15 protein-coding genes are annotated in these 14,515 nt (G+C 43.2%); 11 read left to right on the plus strand and 4 right to left on the minus strand.

What is annotated here, in order from left to right:
• Positions 1-59 precede the first annotated feature (59 nt).
• The gene (locus tag J7I93_RS25640) at positions 60-164 is read right to left on the minus strand and encodes a hypothetical protein (RefSeq protein WP_483297142.1); all 105 of its coding nucleotides are present in this window, start codon (positions 162-164) and stop codon (positions 60-62) included.
• Between the two features lie 255 nt (positions 165-419).
• On the opposite strand from J7I93_RS25640, the gene J7I93_RS18545 reads away from it, so the two are divergent.
• The 4 genes from J7I93_RS18545 to galE all read left to right on the plus strand — a co-directional run bounded on the left by J7I93_RS18545 (position 420) and on the right by galE (position 3,951).
• A complete protein-coding gene (locus tag J7I93_RS18545) occupies positions 420-848 on the plus strand; it encodes a hypothetical protein (protein WP_214988603.1) in 429 nt (142 codons plus the stop codon).
• A 393-nt stretch (positions 849-1,241) separates the two neighbouring features.
• Positions 1,242-2,009 (plus strand): MerR family transcriptional regulator, encoded by a 768-nt coding sequence (locus J7I93_RS18550; protein WP_214727426.1) that lies wholly within the window; start codon positions 1,242-1,244, stop codon positions 2,007-2,009.
• A 123-nt stretch (positions 2,010-2,132) separates the two neighbouring features.
• Positions 2,133-2,702, plus strand: coding sequence for a CBO0543 family protein (locus tag J7I93_RS18555; RefSeq protein WP_214727428.1), 570 nt, complete (start codon positions 2,133-2,135; stop codon positions 2,700-2,702).
• Positions 2,703-2,961: 259 nt separating this feature from the next.
• Positions 2,962-3,951 carry a UDP-glucose 4-epimerase GalE gene (gene galE / locus J7I93_RS18560; protein ID WP_214727429.1) on the plus strand — a complete coding sequence of 330 codons (990 nt, stop codon included), beginning with the start codon at positions 2,962-2,964 and terminating at the stop codon, positions 3,949-3,951.
• 4 nt (positions 3,952-3,955) lie between these two features.
• On the opposite strand, the gene galU is transcribed toward galE, so the two are convergent.
• Positions 3,956-4,816, minus strand: coding sequence for a UTP--glucose-1-phosphate uridylyltransferase GalU (gene galU, locus J7I93_RS18565; RefSeq protein ID WP_214727430.1), 861 nt, complete (start codon positions 4,814-4,816; stop codon positions 3,956-3,958).
• A gap of 231 nt (positions 4,817-5,047) precedes the next feature.
• On the opposite strand from galU, the gene J7I93_RS18570 reads away from it, so the two are divergent.
• From J7I93_RS18570 to J7I93_RS18580, 3 genes are read left to right on the plus strand one after another with little or no spacing between them, the layout of a single operon-like run.
• Positions 5,048-6,727, plus strand: coding sequence for a DUF6044 family protein (locus tag J7I93_RS18570; protein WP_214727431.1), 1,680 nt, complete (start codon positions 5,048-5,050; stop codon positions 6,725-6,727).
• Between the two features lie 14 nt (positions 6,728-6,741).
• Positions 6,742-7,779, plus strand: coding sequence for a glycosyltransferase family 2 protein (locus J7I93_RS18575; protein WP_214727432.1), 1,038 nt, complete (start codon positions 6,742-6,744; stop codon positions 7,777-7,779).
• The gene (locus tag J7I93_RS18580; protein WP_214727433.1) at positions 7,733-8,167 is read left to right on the plus strand and encodes a GtrA family protein; all 435 of its coding nucleotides are present in this window, start codon (positions 7,733-7,735) and stop codon (positions 8,165-8,167) included. Before J7I93_RS18575 ends, J7I93_RS18580 begins: the two co-directional genes overlap by 47 nt.
• A 45-nt stretch (positions 8,168-8,212) precedes the next feature.
• Here J7I93_RS18580 and J7I93_RS18585 read toward each other — a convergent pair whose 3' ends face one another.
• Together J7I93_RS18585 and J7I93_RS18590 are read right to left on the minus strand one after the other, a co-directional pair.
• On the minus strand, positions 8,213-8,470 hold the full coding sequence (locus tag J7I93_RS18585; protein ID WP_214727435.1) for a hypothetical protein: 258 nt from the start codon (positions 8,468-8,470) through the stop codon (positions 8,213-8,215).
• Positions 8,471-8,626: 156 nt separating this feature from the next.
• A complete protein-coding gene (locus J7I93_RS18590; protein WP_214727437.1) occupies positions 8,627-11,689 on the minus strand; it encodes an efflux RND transporter permease subunit in 3,063 nt (1,020 codons plus the stop codon).
• Between the two features lie 669 nt (positions 11,690-12,358).
• On the opposite strand from J7I93_RS18590, the gene J7I93_RS18595 reads away from it, so the two are divergent.
• Genes J7I93_RS18595 through J7I93_RS18610 form a run of 4 tightly spaced genes read left to right on the plus strand, consistent with a single transcriptional unit; the run spans position 12,359 to position 14,447 of the window.
• Complete coding sequence (locus J7I93_RS18595) at positions 12,359-12,664, plus strand: antibiotic biosynthesis monooxygenase family protein (RefSeq protein ID WP_144542073.1); 306 nt, start codon at positions 12,359-12,361, stop codon at positions 12,662-12,664.
• Positions 12,661-13,029, plus strand: a complete 369-nt coding sequence (locus J7I93_RS18600; RefSeq protein ID WP_214727439.1) for a hypothetical protein — start codon at positions 12,661-12,663, stop codon at positions 13,027-13,029. The genes J7I93_RS18595 and J7I93_RS18600 overlap by 4 nt, the downstream gene beginning before the upstream one ends.
• Position 13,030: 1 nt before the next feature.
• Positions 13,031-13,675, plus strand: a complete 645-nt coding sequence (locus tag J7I93_RS18605) for a cobalamin B12-binding domain-containing protein (RefSeq protein ID WP_214727441.1) — start codon at positions 13,031-13,033, stop codon at positions 13,673-13,675.
• On the plus strand, positions 13,662-14,447 hold the full coding sequence (locus tag J7I93_RS18610; RefSeq protein WP_214727443.1) for an STAS domain-containing protein: 786 nt from the start codon (positions 13,662-13,664) through the stop codon (positions 14,445-14,447). Before J7I93_RS18605 ends, J7I93_RS18610 begins: the two co-directional genes overlap by 14 nt.
• Positions 14,448-14,515 lie beyond the last annotated feature (68 nt).

Below are 14,515 nucleotides of genomic sequence, written 5' to 3' on the forward strand. Positions count from 1 at the left end.
GACTGTATTATGGGGGAAACACCCATGGTCAACCGCTTGAAATGGAAGATTACTAATGTTTACCCGATAAATAACCGAAGCCCGTACATTCGCCTAAAAAAAATCGGGTTGCCCTGCATATTTTCATGCAGCACCAGTTCCCCTGTTTCCATATTGTCGTACATCTCTCCCTGTGTTTTGCCAATGGCTTTATTGTGAGATTCCTCCTTTTTTTAAGCGACCAAAAAGCGATACTGCAATGGCAGCATGAGCAAGACATATAAACCTATGATCTTCAAAATAACCGAAATGAGCATCCTATTCTCCCATTAAGGTGTTTAATCTTTTCCATTTTGCACCAAATTCACTGCTTTTACATGAATCGAAAAAATAGGAACAAATGTTCTTTTGGACGTGCATATCTGCATCAGCTTCTCAATATGATGAAGTATCATCAAAGAAAAGAGGCGATTGTGTTGATTAACAGCCAGTGCATTTTAGCTGAAGAGATGCTGATCCGCTTTGTCGAGCTGAACCGTAAGAAGAAAGAGCTTGAGACAGAGCTGGGTAAACTGAAAGACCTGTTTCACCAGTATTTCGATGCAGCGGTCGGACACAATGAGAAAGGAGAAGTCACAATTAACAACTACAAACTGCAAAGGCAGATTCGAAAAACAGAAAAATTTGATCAGGCAACGACTGTTCAAAAGCTGGAAGAATTGAATCTCCTTGATCTTATTCAAAAGAAGCCTGATGAAGGAAAAATTAAATCTGCACTGGATCTTGGATTGATTAAGGAGGAGGACCTGGAGGGATGCAAGCTCTCAAAAATGACCGCAGCCCTCCTTGTGAAAAAACTGGATTCTTAAAAATCGCTTCAAAAAACAGGTGAATTTTTTTATAAGGCTCTTTTCTAAACGAATGTTGTTTATAAGTAATTTTCATAAATGAACATTGATAAATAAGGTTGGTTGATTGGAGCGCAAGGTGCGAGCTCCTCGAAAATGCTATCGCATTTCCTTCGTGCGGTGTTTATTCAAGGAAGCTTATTCAAAGTCCTGCGGGATGCTCACCGCCCGCCCCGCGTTCGCTGAGCATCCTGGAGCGGAAATCAACCACTTCTCACTACTTGTTAAAAAGCAACAAAGTTTGCCCGAACAGCCTTTTGTAAAAAAGGTTTGACCTTCACGCTGCGTAAAGGTGTATCGTAATAAGCAGAAAGTACTTTCATTCATTATTTTCGAAAGGAGGGCATCAACGGCATGGAATATACAGTGCAAAAGCTTGCCAGGCTGGCTGGGGTGAGTTCGAGGACTCTGAGGTATTATGATGAAATTGGGATTCTGAAGCCGGCAAGAACCAATTCGTCGGGATACCGGATTTATGGCCAGCAGGAAGTGGATCGGCTACAGCAGATTCTTTTTTACAGAGAGCTTGGCGTCAGCCTGGATCAAATCAAGGAAATCATCACCGCACCTGCTTTTGATGCTGCCGGTGCATTGAAGGAGCATCGGGCGAAACTCCTGGAGAAAAGAAAGCAGCTGGATTTGCTTATTGATAATGTGGAAAAAACCATTATGTCAGCAGAAGGGAGAACGGCCATGTCAGACAAGGAAAAGTTTGAAGGATTTAAAAAGAAGATGATTGATGATAATGAGAAAAAATACGGGAAAGAGATCCGTGAGAAATATGGCGATGAGACGGTTAATCAATCGAATGCCAAGATGATGAATATGACAAAGGAGCAGCATGAGGCTGTAACGAAATTGGGTGAAGAGGTGAACAGCACCTTAGCCGCAGCTATACAAGCAGGCGATCCGGCAGGGGAGCTTGCACAAAAAGCAGCTGATCTCCATAAGCAGTGGATCACGTTTTATTGGAGTGAATATAGCAAAGAGGCACATGCAGGCCTGGCAGAAATGTATGTCGCAGATGAAAGGTTTAAAGCCTATTATGATAAAATCCATCCTCATGCTGCAGAGTTTTTAAGAGATGCGATTTTAATTTATACAGGACAACAAAGCAAATAAGCATAGCGGCTGGCTTCGGCCAGCCGTTTTTTTTACATTTATCATTAAATACATCGGTTTACTGCATGTAACTTCTTGCGTGGGGAAAGATGAATAGAAAGAATTCGCACAGCAGGTGATGCTATGAGTCATTTTCCTTCATACGAAGAGGTGCAAAAAGTCAGGGAAACGTTAAGGGATGTTTCTTTTGAACACTGGGTGCAGGACGATTTATGGAGCTTTAATTGGTGGCTGTTAGTGGCTGCCACCGTTCTTCCCTTTGTTATTTGGTGGAGGCTGGTGGACAAGGAGCGTTTTTTTGAACTCCTTGCTTTCGGCTTAATCTGCGGAATGATTGCTTGTTTCCTGGATGTAATGGGTGTGGATCTTCTATTATGGGGCTACCCCGATAAATTATTTCATTTTATCCCGCCATTAATGCCTGCAGATTTTGTGGTGATCCCGGTTTCAGGAATGCTGATATATCAATACTTCAGCACATGGAAAAGCTTCGGCATTGCTTCGGCTATCCTTTCGGCAATTTTTGCCTATATCATTGAACTATTATTTAGCCTTTTACATATGTTCGAATTGATTCATTGGAAGCATACGTATTCGTTTATAGGCTTTATTCTTATGTTTTTGACGGTTCGTTTATTGATGTTGGGCATAAAGTCGAAGCTCCCTAGGGGAAAAAGCAGTGAACAGCTATAAGGATGAGAGTGGTTCTTTTATCTCCCATCATGTCTGACATTTGACAGCTCATTAGCAGGCATTACATTAAAATCATTCATCTGTCTCTCGCTGGAGCATATTGTAAATCGCCTGTCGCATTAATGGCACTTATTTTTGTAAAGAAAAAAGTTTTCCATGGTGTACTCCACGTCCCGGCTTCCGGCGTTAAAGGCATACTCCTGATTGCTCCTGCATATAGAACATTGAGTGTAAAAGACATGTTAGCAGGAGTGATCGGATGGTAATCTTGGTTACGGGCGGAGCGGAATATATTGGTTCCCATACTGTAGACTTACTCATTGAAAAAGGGTATGAGGCGGTGGTGATCGATAACCTGGAAACGGGCCACAGGGCAGCGGTTCATCCGAAAGCTGCTTTTTATGAGGGCGATATCAGGTCGATAGAATTCCTGGATCAGGTATTTTCAAAGGAGCCGATTGAGGGTGTTTTTCACTTTGCAGCCTCGTCTCTTGTAGGGGAATCGATGAATGATCCGCTAAAATACTATGATAATAATTTGATAGGCTCTCTTAACCTTTTGAAGGCAATGGCAAAATACAAGGTTGGCTATTTGGTGTTTTCCTCCACTGCTGCTGTGTACGGCGAGGGTAAAAGCCAGCCTATACGGGAAGATGCACCTCTCCAGCCTGCCAATCCATATGGGGAGACAAAGCTGGCCATTGAAAGGATGGCTGCATGGTGGGGGAAAGCATCCGGTGCAAGGTCCGTATCGCTCCGTTATTTCAATGCGGCCGGAGCAAAGGGAACAGGCGAAATAGGGGAGGACCATAAAACGGAGACACACTTAATCCCAATCATCCTCCAGGCGGCACTGGGAAAAAGAGCGGAAGTATCTATATTCGGTGATGATTATCCCACATGGGACGGTTCATGCATAAGGGACTATATTCATGTAGAAGATCTGGCGGAAGCCCATTTGCTGTCTTTCTGCTACCTGCAAAGTGGAGGGGACAGCAATGTTTTTAATTTGGGAGGCAGTAAAGGGATATCTGTAAAAGAAGTTGTTAGAGCGGCTGAAGAGGTAACGGGAAAAACAATTAAAGAAAAGGCAGCACCCCGCAGAGCAGGTGATCCGGCAGAATTAATAGCGTCATCAGACAAAGCTCATGCATTGCTGGGCTGGCATGCAAAAAAATTATCCATCCGCCAGATCATCCAAGATGCATGGAAATGGCACAGGTCTCACCCTGACGGATATAAAAGGTAAAAAATCAAAGACGGATTTGGTTTAAATACATCAATAGCTTTTCTTTTAGCTCAGGCCTTTGTAAAGCGAAGTCAATAGAGGCTTTTAAAAACCCAAACTTATCGCCAACATCATAGCGATTGCCCTGGATTAAATAAGAATACATTCTCTCGCGGCCGAGCAATAAATGAAGCGCATCTGTCAGCTGTAATTCTCCACTGCTGTCAAACTTGCCGTTTTCAAGCATTTCAAAAATAGATGGGGTTAAAATATAACGGCCAATTATAGCATGGGTCGAAGGAGCGGCAGCGATTGAAGGTTTTTCAACAAGGCTGTCAACTTTATATAATGCGCCCCGCTGCTCTGAGTAATCGACTATCCCGTATTTACTTACTTCTGAAATGGGAACCTCACTGCATCCAAGGATACTCGTGCCCATTTTGTTATATTGCTCAATCATCTGCAGCAATGCCGGCTTTTTGCCGTCAATGATGTCATCACCAAGAAGGACGGCAAAGGGCTGATGGCCAATAAACTTTTTGGCGCATAAAATGGCGTGGCCCAACCCAAGAGGATCCTTTTGCCTGACATAATGAATATCTGCCAGATTGGAAATTCCGCGAACTTCTTCAAGAATTTCCAGCTTTCCGTTCTTCATCAGCAATAACTCCATTTCAACGGATTTGTCGAAATGATCTTCAATGGCCCTTTTATTCCTGCCGGTTATGATGATAATATCTTCAATCCCCGAAGCGATTGCTTCTTCAACAATATATTGGATGGCCGGCTTGTCGACGATAGGGAGCATTTCTTTTGGCTGAGCCTTTGTGGCCGGCAGAAAACGCGTGCCCAGGCCTGCAGCAGGAATAACCGCTTTTTTAATCATAAAATCCCTCCCATTTTTCCACAGTATTCCCCCTGCATGAACCGCCATTTAGTTATAGGCTATCTATAAGTTACGGTCATACATCAGCTTGCAGGCAGTTTCCTTTTATTTTTATGTTGCCGTCAGGTTGTATTATCCCCTTTATTATCCTCAGCATGGCTGTTAAGGAATATTTTGCACAGGTTCGTGAACCCTAAGCTGTAAATAATCTTGAACCTAGAGGTGTAAAGATTGCTTTTGAATAAAATAACAGCCGAAAAAAACCTTCTGATCCTGGCCTTTATCGCTTTGGCTTTGTTTGTGTCTCCGTTGTACCTATTAGGTGAAAACGCTCATATCCGCGTTCACGATAATTTGGATTCCAATCTTGCCTGGTATAAAATCCTCGCCGAAAGCGGTGAGCTTACAGGACCGATTGATGCAGTCATTCCGCAAATTATGAACGGAAACCTATCCCGGAATGCGTTTGGCTCTGAATGGACCTTAATTGTTTGGCTTTATGCTCTCTTTCCGGCCATGAGTGCCTATGCGCTCAGCCAGACGATTACTAGAGTGTTTGCTTTTATTGGAATGTATTTTCTTTTGAAAAAGCATTTTCTAAAAGAAGAGAAGTGGGCGCCTGTTACGATTGGGACAGCGCTGGCATTTGCATTCACTCCATTCTGGCCATCCGGTATGCTAAGTACGCTTGGGATGCCGCTTGCGCTTTGGGCATTTTTAAATATCAGGCAAGGGGAAAGATCCTGGAGAGATATCCTTGTCTTAACCTTATTGCCCATGTATGCGAGCATCGTTCTCGGGTTTTTCTTTTTCCTGAGTGCCATGGGAATCTTTTGGCTGACAGATGTAATCAGGAAAAAAAAGTGGAATTGGCCATTTCTATTATCGATTGCCTATATGACCGGAATGTTTTTTATCGTAGAATATCGGCTTGTTTATTCCTTTCTATTTGACGATGAACCAAACAGCCGTGATGAATATTTCCATGCAAGGCTAACCTTTTGGCATTGCGTCCGCTTAACCTTTAAAAATTTTGCTTTGGGACACCACCATGCAGCGACGATTCACACCTTAGTGATCCTCCCGCTTATGCTCTTAGCCCTTTTCATGATTATTTGGCAAAAGAACTGGAAAGATGAAAAGGTGTTTGTGTTTCTGTTTTTTCTAAACTTTGCTTTATCAGCATGGTATGCCTTCTGGTTTTACAAAGGCTGGCTGCCGCTTACCGAACGCTTTCATGTTCTGGATACATTCAACTTTGCGAGGTATCACTTTTTAAGGCCTCTGGTTATTTATGTTCTTTTTGCCCTGTCCTTGAAAATCATTTGGTCCCGTGGCCAGTTTTGGAGGCGGCTGGTTCCCGTTTTTGTCCTAGCACAAGTGATTGTCGCATCACTCTTTAATGAGGAAATTCTTTTTCAGGATAAGCCAACTGTAAAGCAATTTTATGCAGAAAAACAGTTTACTGATATTAAGAACTATATTGGGCGCCCGCAGGAGGATTACCGTGTCGCAAGCATCGGCCTTCACCCTGCCATCGCCCAGTATAATGGCTTCTACACATTGGATTCGTATAATAATTTTTACCCTTTAACATACAAATATCAGTTTCGGAAAATAATTGAAAAGGAACTGGAAAAAAACAAAAGAATCCGCATCTATTTTGATGAATGGGGCGGAAGGTGCTATCTCTTTACGGACGAGCTTGGAAAGCATTATATGTTTAAAAAGCATACGAAAAAAAGGCTGAAAAACCTTCAATTGAATACAGATGCATTCAAGGCAATGGGGGGTTCTTATATTTTCTCATCCGTTCCCATCGATAATGCTGCCGATAACGCTCTGCACCTGGAAAAGGTTTTTGAATCAAAAAGCTCTGTATGGAAAATCTACCTTTATAAAGCCATATAATCAGGAGGAAAAAAATGAATAACCCAGTACTCACCATCGTGGTTCCTTGCTATAACGAAGAGGAGGTACTGCCGGAAACGATTAAACAACTAAGCCAATTGCTTGAAGAACTGGAGAACGAAAATCTGGCATCGGAAAAAAGCAAAATTCTGTTTGTGGATGACGGAAGCAAAGACCGGACTTGGCCGATCATTTATAAGCAAAGCTTAAATAATGATAAGGTCAGGGGACTAAAGCTTTCCAGAAATGTGGGTCACCAGAATGCATTGCTTGCTGGTTTATCAGCGGCAGGAAAGGCCGCCGATTGTGCTGTTTCAATCGATGCGGATCTTCAGGACGATATTTCAGTGATCCGGGAGTTTATGCTGAAATTCCGGGAAGGGTATGAAATTGTCTATGGGGTAAGGAGAAAACGGGATACGGATACTTTTTTCAAAAGAAGCACTGCTCAGGGATTCTATAAGATGATGAAGAAGATGGGAGTCGAGCTTGTTTATAATCACGCAGACTTCCGCTTAATGAGCAAACGTGCGTTGGAAGAGCTGCAGCGATATGAGGAGACAAACATGTTCCTGCGCGGGATCGTGCCAATGCTCGGATTTAAAACGGCCATTGTGTATTATGACCGTAAAGAACGGCTTGCGGGAGAGTCCAAGTATCCTTTGAAAAAAATGATCGCCTTTTGCTTTGAAGGCATTACCTCATTTTCGGTTACACCGATCCGGATGGTCATGGCATTGGGGATATGCTCCTTTTTTATTAGCCTTTTATTTGGCATTTACTTTCTTGGACTAAGGTTTTTTGGTGAAACCGAAACCGGCTGGACTTCCTTGATCACTTCCATCTGGATGCTTGGCGGGCTGCAGCTTATGGCGATTGGCTTAGTTGGGGAATATATTGGGAAGATCTATAAAGAAACAAAGAGGAGACCTAAATTTTCAGTAGAAATTGATGCTTTTAATATGCCTATTTCTCCTAATCTGGCTGCGGATGGAGGAACTGAAAATGAGTTCACTGGCATTCATTTTGGAAAATTATCTGAAACGAACTAATACCTTTATTCGCTTTTTGCTTGTTGGAGCGGTTAATACGCTGGCGGGCCTATCTATTATCTTTATCCTTTTGAATTTAATCGGACTGTCATACTGGATCGCTACTTTTATCGGAAATAGCATGGGAGCTGCAATCAGTTACATTTTGAATAGGATCTTTACTTTTCAGAGTAACGCCAGCATTCAAAAGAGTGCTTACCGTTTTATTTTTGTCATTTTATCTAGTTATTTTCTTTCTTATTCAATAAGCGATTTGGCCGCAGAGATCGTGCAGGATTTTAACCTTTTGGGGTATGAACTTTCCCGTGTGGAGCTTGCGGTATTCATGGGGGCAGCGATTTACACTTTGACCAATTATGTTGGCCAGAAATACTTTGTTTTTAAATGACCTCTTCATCCAGGTAACCGAGAGGAATCCATGTATAAAATGAAATCAAAAAAAAGCAGGAATAACCTGCTTTTTAATGTAAAGCTTGTATCCTATTTTTACAAAAGCAATTTTAGCAGCCGCAGCTCTTCTTTTTGCAGCAATGGTGGAAATCGAGACTGCACTTCTTGCAGGAACAGTGATGGCTGTGGTCGTGGCAGCATTTCTTGCAGCAGCGATGTTCATGGCTGTCTTTCTTTTTGCAGCAGATTTTGCAGTGCGGATCATGGCAGACTTTCTTTTTGAAATAATGATATTCAACACAATAGTGGCACATAGGTTACTCTCCTTTCATTTAAACTGCTAACAATATATGAAAGGAAATTCAGAAGGGAAGAGCCCTTGTCCATATTGTGTAAAACATCCGCGATTGCCTAGGAATTATTGCAAAAACCCCCTCAATTGGAGGGGGTGAGCACATTAATTGTTTACTGTTCCTGGTACTGCTTTAACGTCCCTGCGTTCCTTTTTCCGCTTTTTCTTCAGCCATCCGAAACGAAGGCTGGAGGTTGTGAACAAGCGGTAAACGGCTGGAATCAGCAGCAGGGTGATGAAGGTGGCAAATAGCAGACCGGAAATAATGACCGTAGCCATAGGGGCCTGGTAGTTGCCGGAAGTTCCGGACGCCATTGCAAGCGGAAGCATGCCGCCGGCTGTTGTCAAGGTGGTCATAAAGATTGGACGAATCCGGTTTTTCCCTGCTTCCAAAAGGGCTTCTTCCACAGAGGATCCTTCTGCACGAAGCTGATTCGTCCGGTCAATCAAGAGAATGGCATTATTGAGCACTATTCCAATCAGCATCACGATTCCCATGCCTGACATGACACTAAGCTCCATTTGGGTAATGAACAATCCGAGAATGACGCCAACGATTGTCATCGGGATGACGGACATAACAATGAGCGGATGACCAAGGTGGTTAAATTGGACGGCCATCACCAGGTACACAAGGAAGATCGCGATGGCTAACACAAACACCATATCCATAATTAATTCCTGCTGCTGCTCAAGATCGCCTGCAACCGAAACCGAATAGCCAGCCGGTGCATCAAAGTCATTGATCAGTTTCTGTACGTCCCGGTTTATTGCCCCAAGGTCTTTGCCTTCCATATCAGCCGAGATGGAGAGGAAACGCTCGCCATCCAGATGGGAAATTTCATTCGGTGTTTCGACACTCTCCAATTGGATAAAGGAAGATAAAGCTTTCTCACCCTGTGCAGTTGGGACTTTTAAATCTAATAGGGATGATTTGGAATCGGTTTTCTCGGCCCATTTCAAAGCAAGCGGCACATTTTCTTCGTTGACCGTCATTTCTCCTACTGGCATTGTCAAAAAGGCCTGCTCGATGAATTGTCTAATTTGCGGCTGTGTTAATCCTGCTTTTTCAATCGCTTCTTCCTTTAAAACGATAATCTGTTCCTCTGATGTGCGCTCCATGGAATTTGTCACACCAACAATGCCATCAATACCTTCAAGTTCTTTTGTAAAATCAGCGGCAATAGCCTGCAATTCTTCAAAATCCTCGCCCAGAATATTTACTTGAACTGGAGAACTGCCTCCACCCGACATGGCTCCCTGGACATTTTCAACCGGAAGGGTTTCTGATAGGCTGCGGAGTTCCTTCATAATGTCTTCATTAATATCTTTTTGCTCTCTCGTAATGTTAACGCCCTTTGTCATGTTGATAATGGTGTAAAACATGCCGCCGTTATCCATGACGTAATTGGACTCAACATCCTCAATGGATTGCAGTTTTTGATTTATGTTTTGCGCAATTTCTTCTTTGTCTTCTATTGAAACGCCTGTTTCCAGGTCAACCATCAACTCGGTGTAACGATTGAACATATCCGGCATAATGGTCATGGGGATTTTTGTCACAAGCGTCAGTGATCCGGCAAATAGCAGGAAGAAGATCGCAATCATGGCAAAGCTGTAGCGTTTTTTCTTGATCGTCCACGCGACAATCCGGCTATACAGGCGCATAATGGGCCCTTCTTTGCTTTCTTTCTTTGATTTACGTAGCTTCAGCCATTTTTCAGAAAGAGACGGAATCAGTGTGAACGAGATAATGACTGAGCTGATCAAAGTAATCGCCACAACAGCTGACAGCATAATCATGAATTGCCCCATGTCGCCGCCAATCAGGCCAATTGGCAGAAATACAACGATCGTTGTCAGCATAGAAGCAATAACAGCTGATGATACTTCCTTCGTTCCTTCCAGAACGGATTCCAGCTTGCCCAAGCCTTGCTCTTTCTTTCGATAGATTGATTCCAAAATAACAATGGAGGAATCGACCATCATTCCAATTCCAAGCCCCAAACCAATCAGGGTCAGGATGTTAAAGCTGTAATCAAAGACCCACATTGCTGTAAACGTCAGCAGGATAGAAGTGGGAATGGACAGGCCGATGATAAAAGTGGCCCTTAGATTACGCAAAAAGATCAGCAGGATCGCAATCGCGATGACGCCTCCGATCAGGATATTACCGGTTACCCCATCAATGGATTCCTGGACATAATCTGCTTGCGCCACCATTTCATTCAGTTCGAAGCCCTTAACCCATCCATCTTCACGAATATTTTTGATTTCGGCGCGGACGGCTGCCGCCATGTCAATTTGGGTAGCATCCGCAACACGACCTACCTGGACGAAGATAAAGTCCTTTGTGCCATTTTTCCAGACAAAGGAAGAGCTTTCAAGCGGCTGAAGGGAAACGTCTGCCACTTCCTTCAGTTCAATGAAACCTGCCTGTGCCGGGATTCTAATCCTTTCTACATCGTCCACATTTTCCAATTTTGTGTTCCAGCGAAGGGAAGGAGAGTTGGAATCGCTGCTCAGTTCTCCAAGTGTTGCTTCACTGTTCACTTGCTGGATCGCACCGATGACTGCTGTGGCATCCAGCCCTTTTTCCGCCATTTCGGAGCGGTTTAATTCAATCGTAACTTCATGCTCCTGCACGCCAGCCAGCGATACGTCACGGACTTCGGGTAATGCCTCCAGACGGGGTTCGAGGACATTTTTAGCAAAATCGGTCATTTCCTCCATCGTGCCGCCGGAAACATCCATATAAAACTCATAACTTTGAGCCGTTCCATATTGTCCTGCCATAACATCCGTGATTGCGGCATTTTCGCCTTTGGCCGCATTTACGATTGACTCCACTTCTTTAAACAAATCATCGCCACGGCCCTGTTCAAAGGTGATTTGCAGAGAGCTGCGCCCAATATTTGTAGTCGAGTCTATGCCTTCTACTCCTTCAATCCCCCTGATTTGCTGCTCCAAGGGGGTGGTGATCGATCGCTCCACTTCTATGGCTGCCATCTCACCTGCGCTTATCTCCACATAAGCGCCATCCATTGTCACAGGCGGCATCAATTCCTTATCCAATTCAAAAATCGAATAACTGCCGATGGCTAAAATCAATACCGTCATTAATGCAACCAAAATCTTTCTCTGTACAATCAGTTTCAATAATTTCATAAACATTCTCCTTGCTCCCTAAAATAGTGGAAATTCGCACCCAAGATCTAATTATACACAGAAAAATAGGTAATAATAACTAGTTTTTCTTTAAAATACCAATAATTCGTACGACCTATTTCGCCAATATCAGACCTTGTTTGCAGGAAAAACTTAACAATTCCTACATGTACCATCTTAACGCGGATGAACAAGAGTCATAACGAGCCAGAGACATATCTTTCTCTCAGGCTTAAGGCTGAGATCGTTAGAGCTAATGTATGAAATTGAAGGCTGGCGTTATCTTAACGACCAAAAGTCGGAAAAGGGATGGGTAGGGTAGTTAAAGAGCTGGATTAACGACCAAAAGTGAGGAGAGGGAATGGGTATGGTAGTTAAAGAGCCGGATTAACGACCAAAAATCGGAGAAGGGTGAGGAAATGGTAGTAAATAAGAAGGATTAACGACGAAAAGCGAGGAGAAGGAATGGATCTGGTAGTTAAAGCCGAATTAACGACCAAAAGTGAGGAGAGGGAATGGGTATGGAAGTTAAAGAGTGATTAACGACCAAAAAATGAATCTAATTATCCCCCTGCGCAATGAAACATCTCCCCACCCTCCAAAAAGGACAAACTCCATCACTATGTTATACTTGAGAAGCCTGAAAACTCCCAAAAAGGAGGAGAATACATGTATACGGTTTTTTCAACCTTTGATGTACCCGATGAAAAATCGGAGGAAGTCATTCATATATATAAAAATCGCTCACGGTCGGTTGATGGAGCTGAGGGGTTTGTCGACTTTTTGCTGCTGCAAAATGATAAGCGGCCGGGCGAGCTGACGGTCCAGCTGATTTTTGATACAAAGGAGAGCTATTTAAATTGGGTCCGAAGCGAGGATTTTAAAAGAATCCATGATTTGGAGAAAAAGTACCCGGACCAGGAATTGGCTGCGGTCGTTCCAAAGGTGTCGCAATATAAGGTGGTGGCTAAGTGAATTTTGATGCGGTCGTCAACAAAGTAACGGCAATGATTTATGAACGGGAGCCTTCCTTGCTGGAGCGGTTTGGCGAGAAAGGGAAAGAGAAGTGCGGCGAAGATAACCATCACCATATGAAGCATCTCCAATCGGCCTTTGAATTAAATCAATCTGCCTTTTTTACGGATTATGCTGTTTGGCTTGATGGCATTTTAACGAAGCATGGAATGAAAACGCAGCATTTGATTGACAACTTTGAATTGATTCAAACTGTGCTGAGAGAGGAAAGAGGAGAAGATGAACAGCAAGCAGATATGTTCACTCTTTATTTATCCGAAGCCATTGCTGTACTGAAAGGCGAACGAGAGAAGGGAGAGGTGTAATATGCAGCATGCTGAGACACTTGCTTCCTTTTTGCTTGAAGGAGATTCTGCAAAAGTGTGGGCGCATATTCAGAAGCATCAGGATCTTTCGCGGCTGGAAGTCTATCAAAATTTAATTACGCCTGCGATGCAGCATATCGGCTTTCTATGGGAGACAAATCAAATAACGGTTGCGGATGAACATTTAGCTACGGCTACATGTGATTTTGTGCTGTCAAAACTGGCTTATAACCGCGATAAAATAGAATCAGGACAGAAAGCCATGTTTCTTTGCCTGGATGGGGAGCAGCATTATATTGGCCTGAAAATGGTGAACAGTTTATTTGAAGAGAACGGCTGGGAGACGAAGTATTTTGGCCCAAGCCTTCCATTGGAATACGCTCTTAAAACGGCAAAGGAATGGAAGCCAAATGTAATTGGCATGTCGGTCAGCATTGTCTATCACCTGCCAAAGCTTAAGGAATATGCGGCAAAATTTTCAAAGCTTCCGCATAAACCAGCCGTCATTCTTGGCGGGCGCTTAGCGGATAAATATGATTTGCTTCCTTATTGCACGGAAGATACGGTTATTCTCCGCAATTTGCCGGAAACAAAAAATTGGCTGCAAAACTACCAGGCGGGAGGACAACAAAATGCAATATTTTGACCAACAGCTTCCGCTCGCCTTTTTAGTCGCGGACATGCACGGAAAAATACTAAGCTATTCCACTTTGGCGAGGGAGTACTTTGACCTTAACGATGGCCATCTGAAAAGTATAATAGATGAAGAAAGCATCGAGAAGCTGATCCATTACAGCCGGGAGCCTGGGATGAAACCGGTTAAGCTGGAGCTTAACATGAAGACAAAGAATGCTCCGCTGGCACTATTTGATGTCCACATTCTGTGGGACAGTGATGATTGCGCCAATATGATCTTTTTGCCGAAAGACAGCTCAAATGAAGGCCTGATGAATAAGCTGATGGAGCTGCAGGGACGCCTTGCCTCAACTGATTTTGAGCTTTTGGAGAAAAAGGAAGAACTTGAACAGGTTCTGATCCGCTTGAACCAATTATCAGGCCCGTTTATTCCTCTTTCGGAATCCATGTGCCTGATTCCTTTGTATGGGGATATTACGGCAGATAAAATCAATGTGATCTCCGAAAGCTGCCTAAAGTCTGTGTTTGCCGGTGAGTATGATGAAATTCTCTTCGATCTTACAGCCGTTGGCGAAGTGGAGGACAAAGGCATCGAGAAGTTCACCCAGCTTATTAAAACCTTGAACTTCATGACAGGCAGCGTTATAAAATTAATCGGCATTAAGCCAAACCTTGCAAAGTTATTAAATAACTATGAGATTAATGAATGGGTGCAGCTTGACCAATCCCTCAAACAAGTATTACGTGTTTATTTTGATCGGAAAGAACTAGGGGCCTCTTAGGAGGTTCTTTTTTTTGCCCTAAATGCATTTTTTTTACAGTTAAAGGAAGTATAGTAATAACTTTATTG

The organism is Bacillus sp. ISL-47 (assembly GCF_018613175.1).
Lineage (GTDB): Bacteria > Bacillota > Bacilli > Bacillales > Cytobacillaceae > Cytobacillus.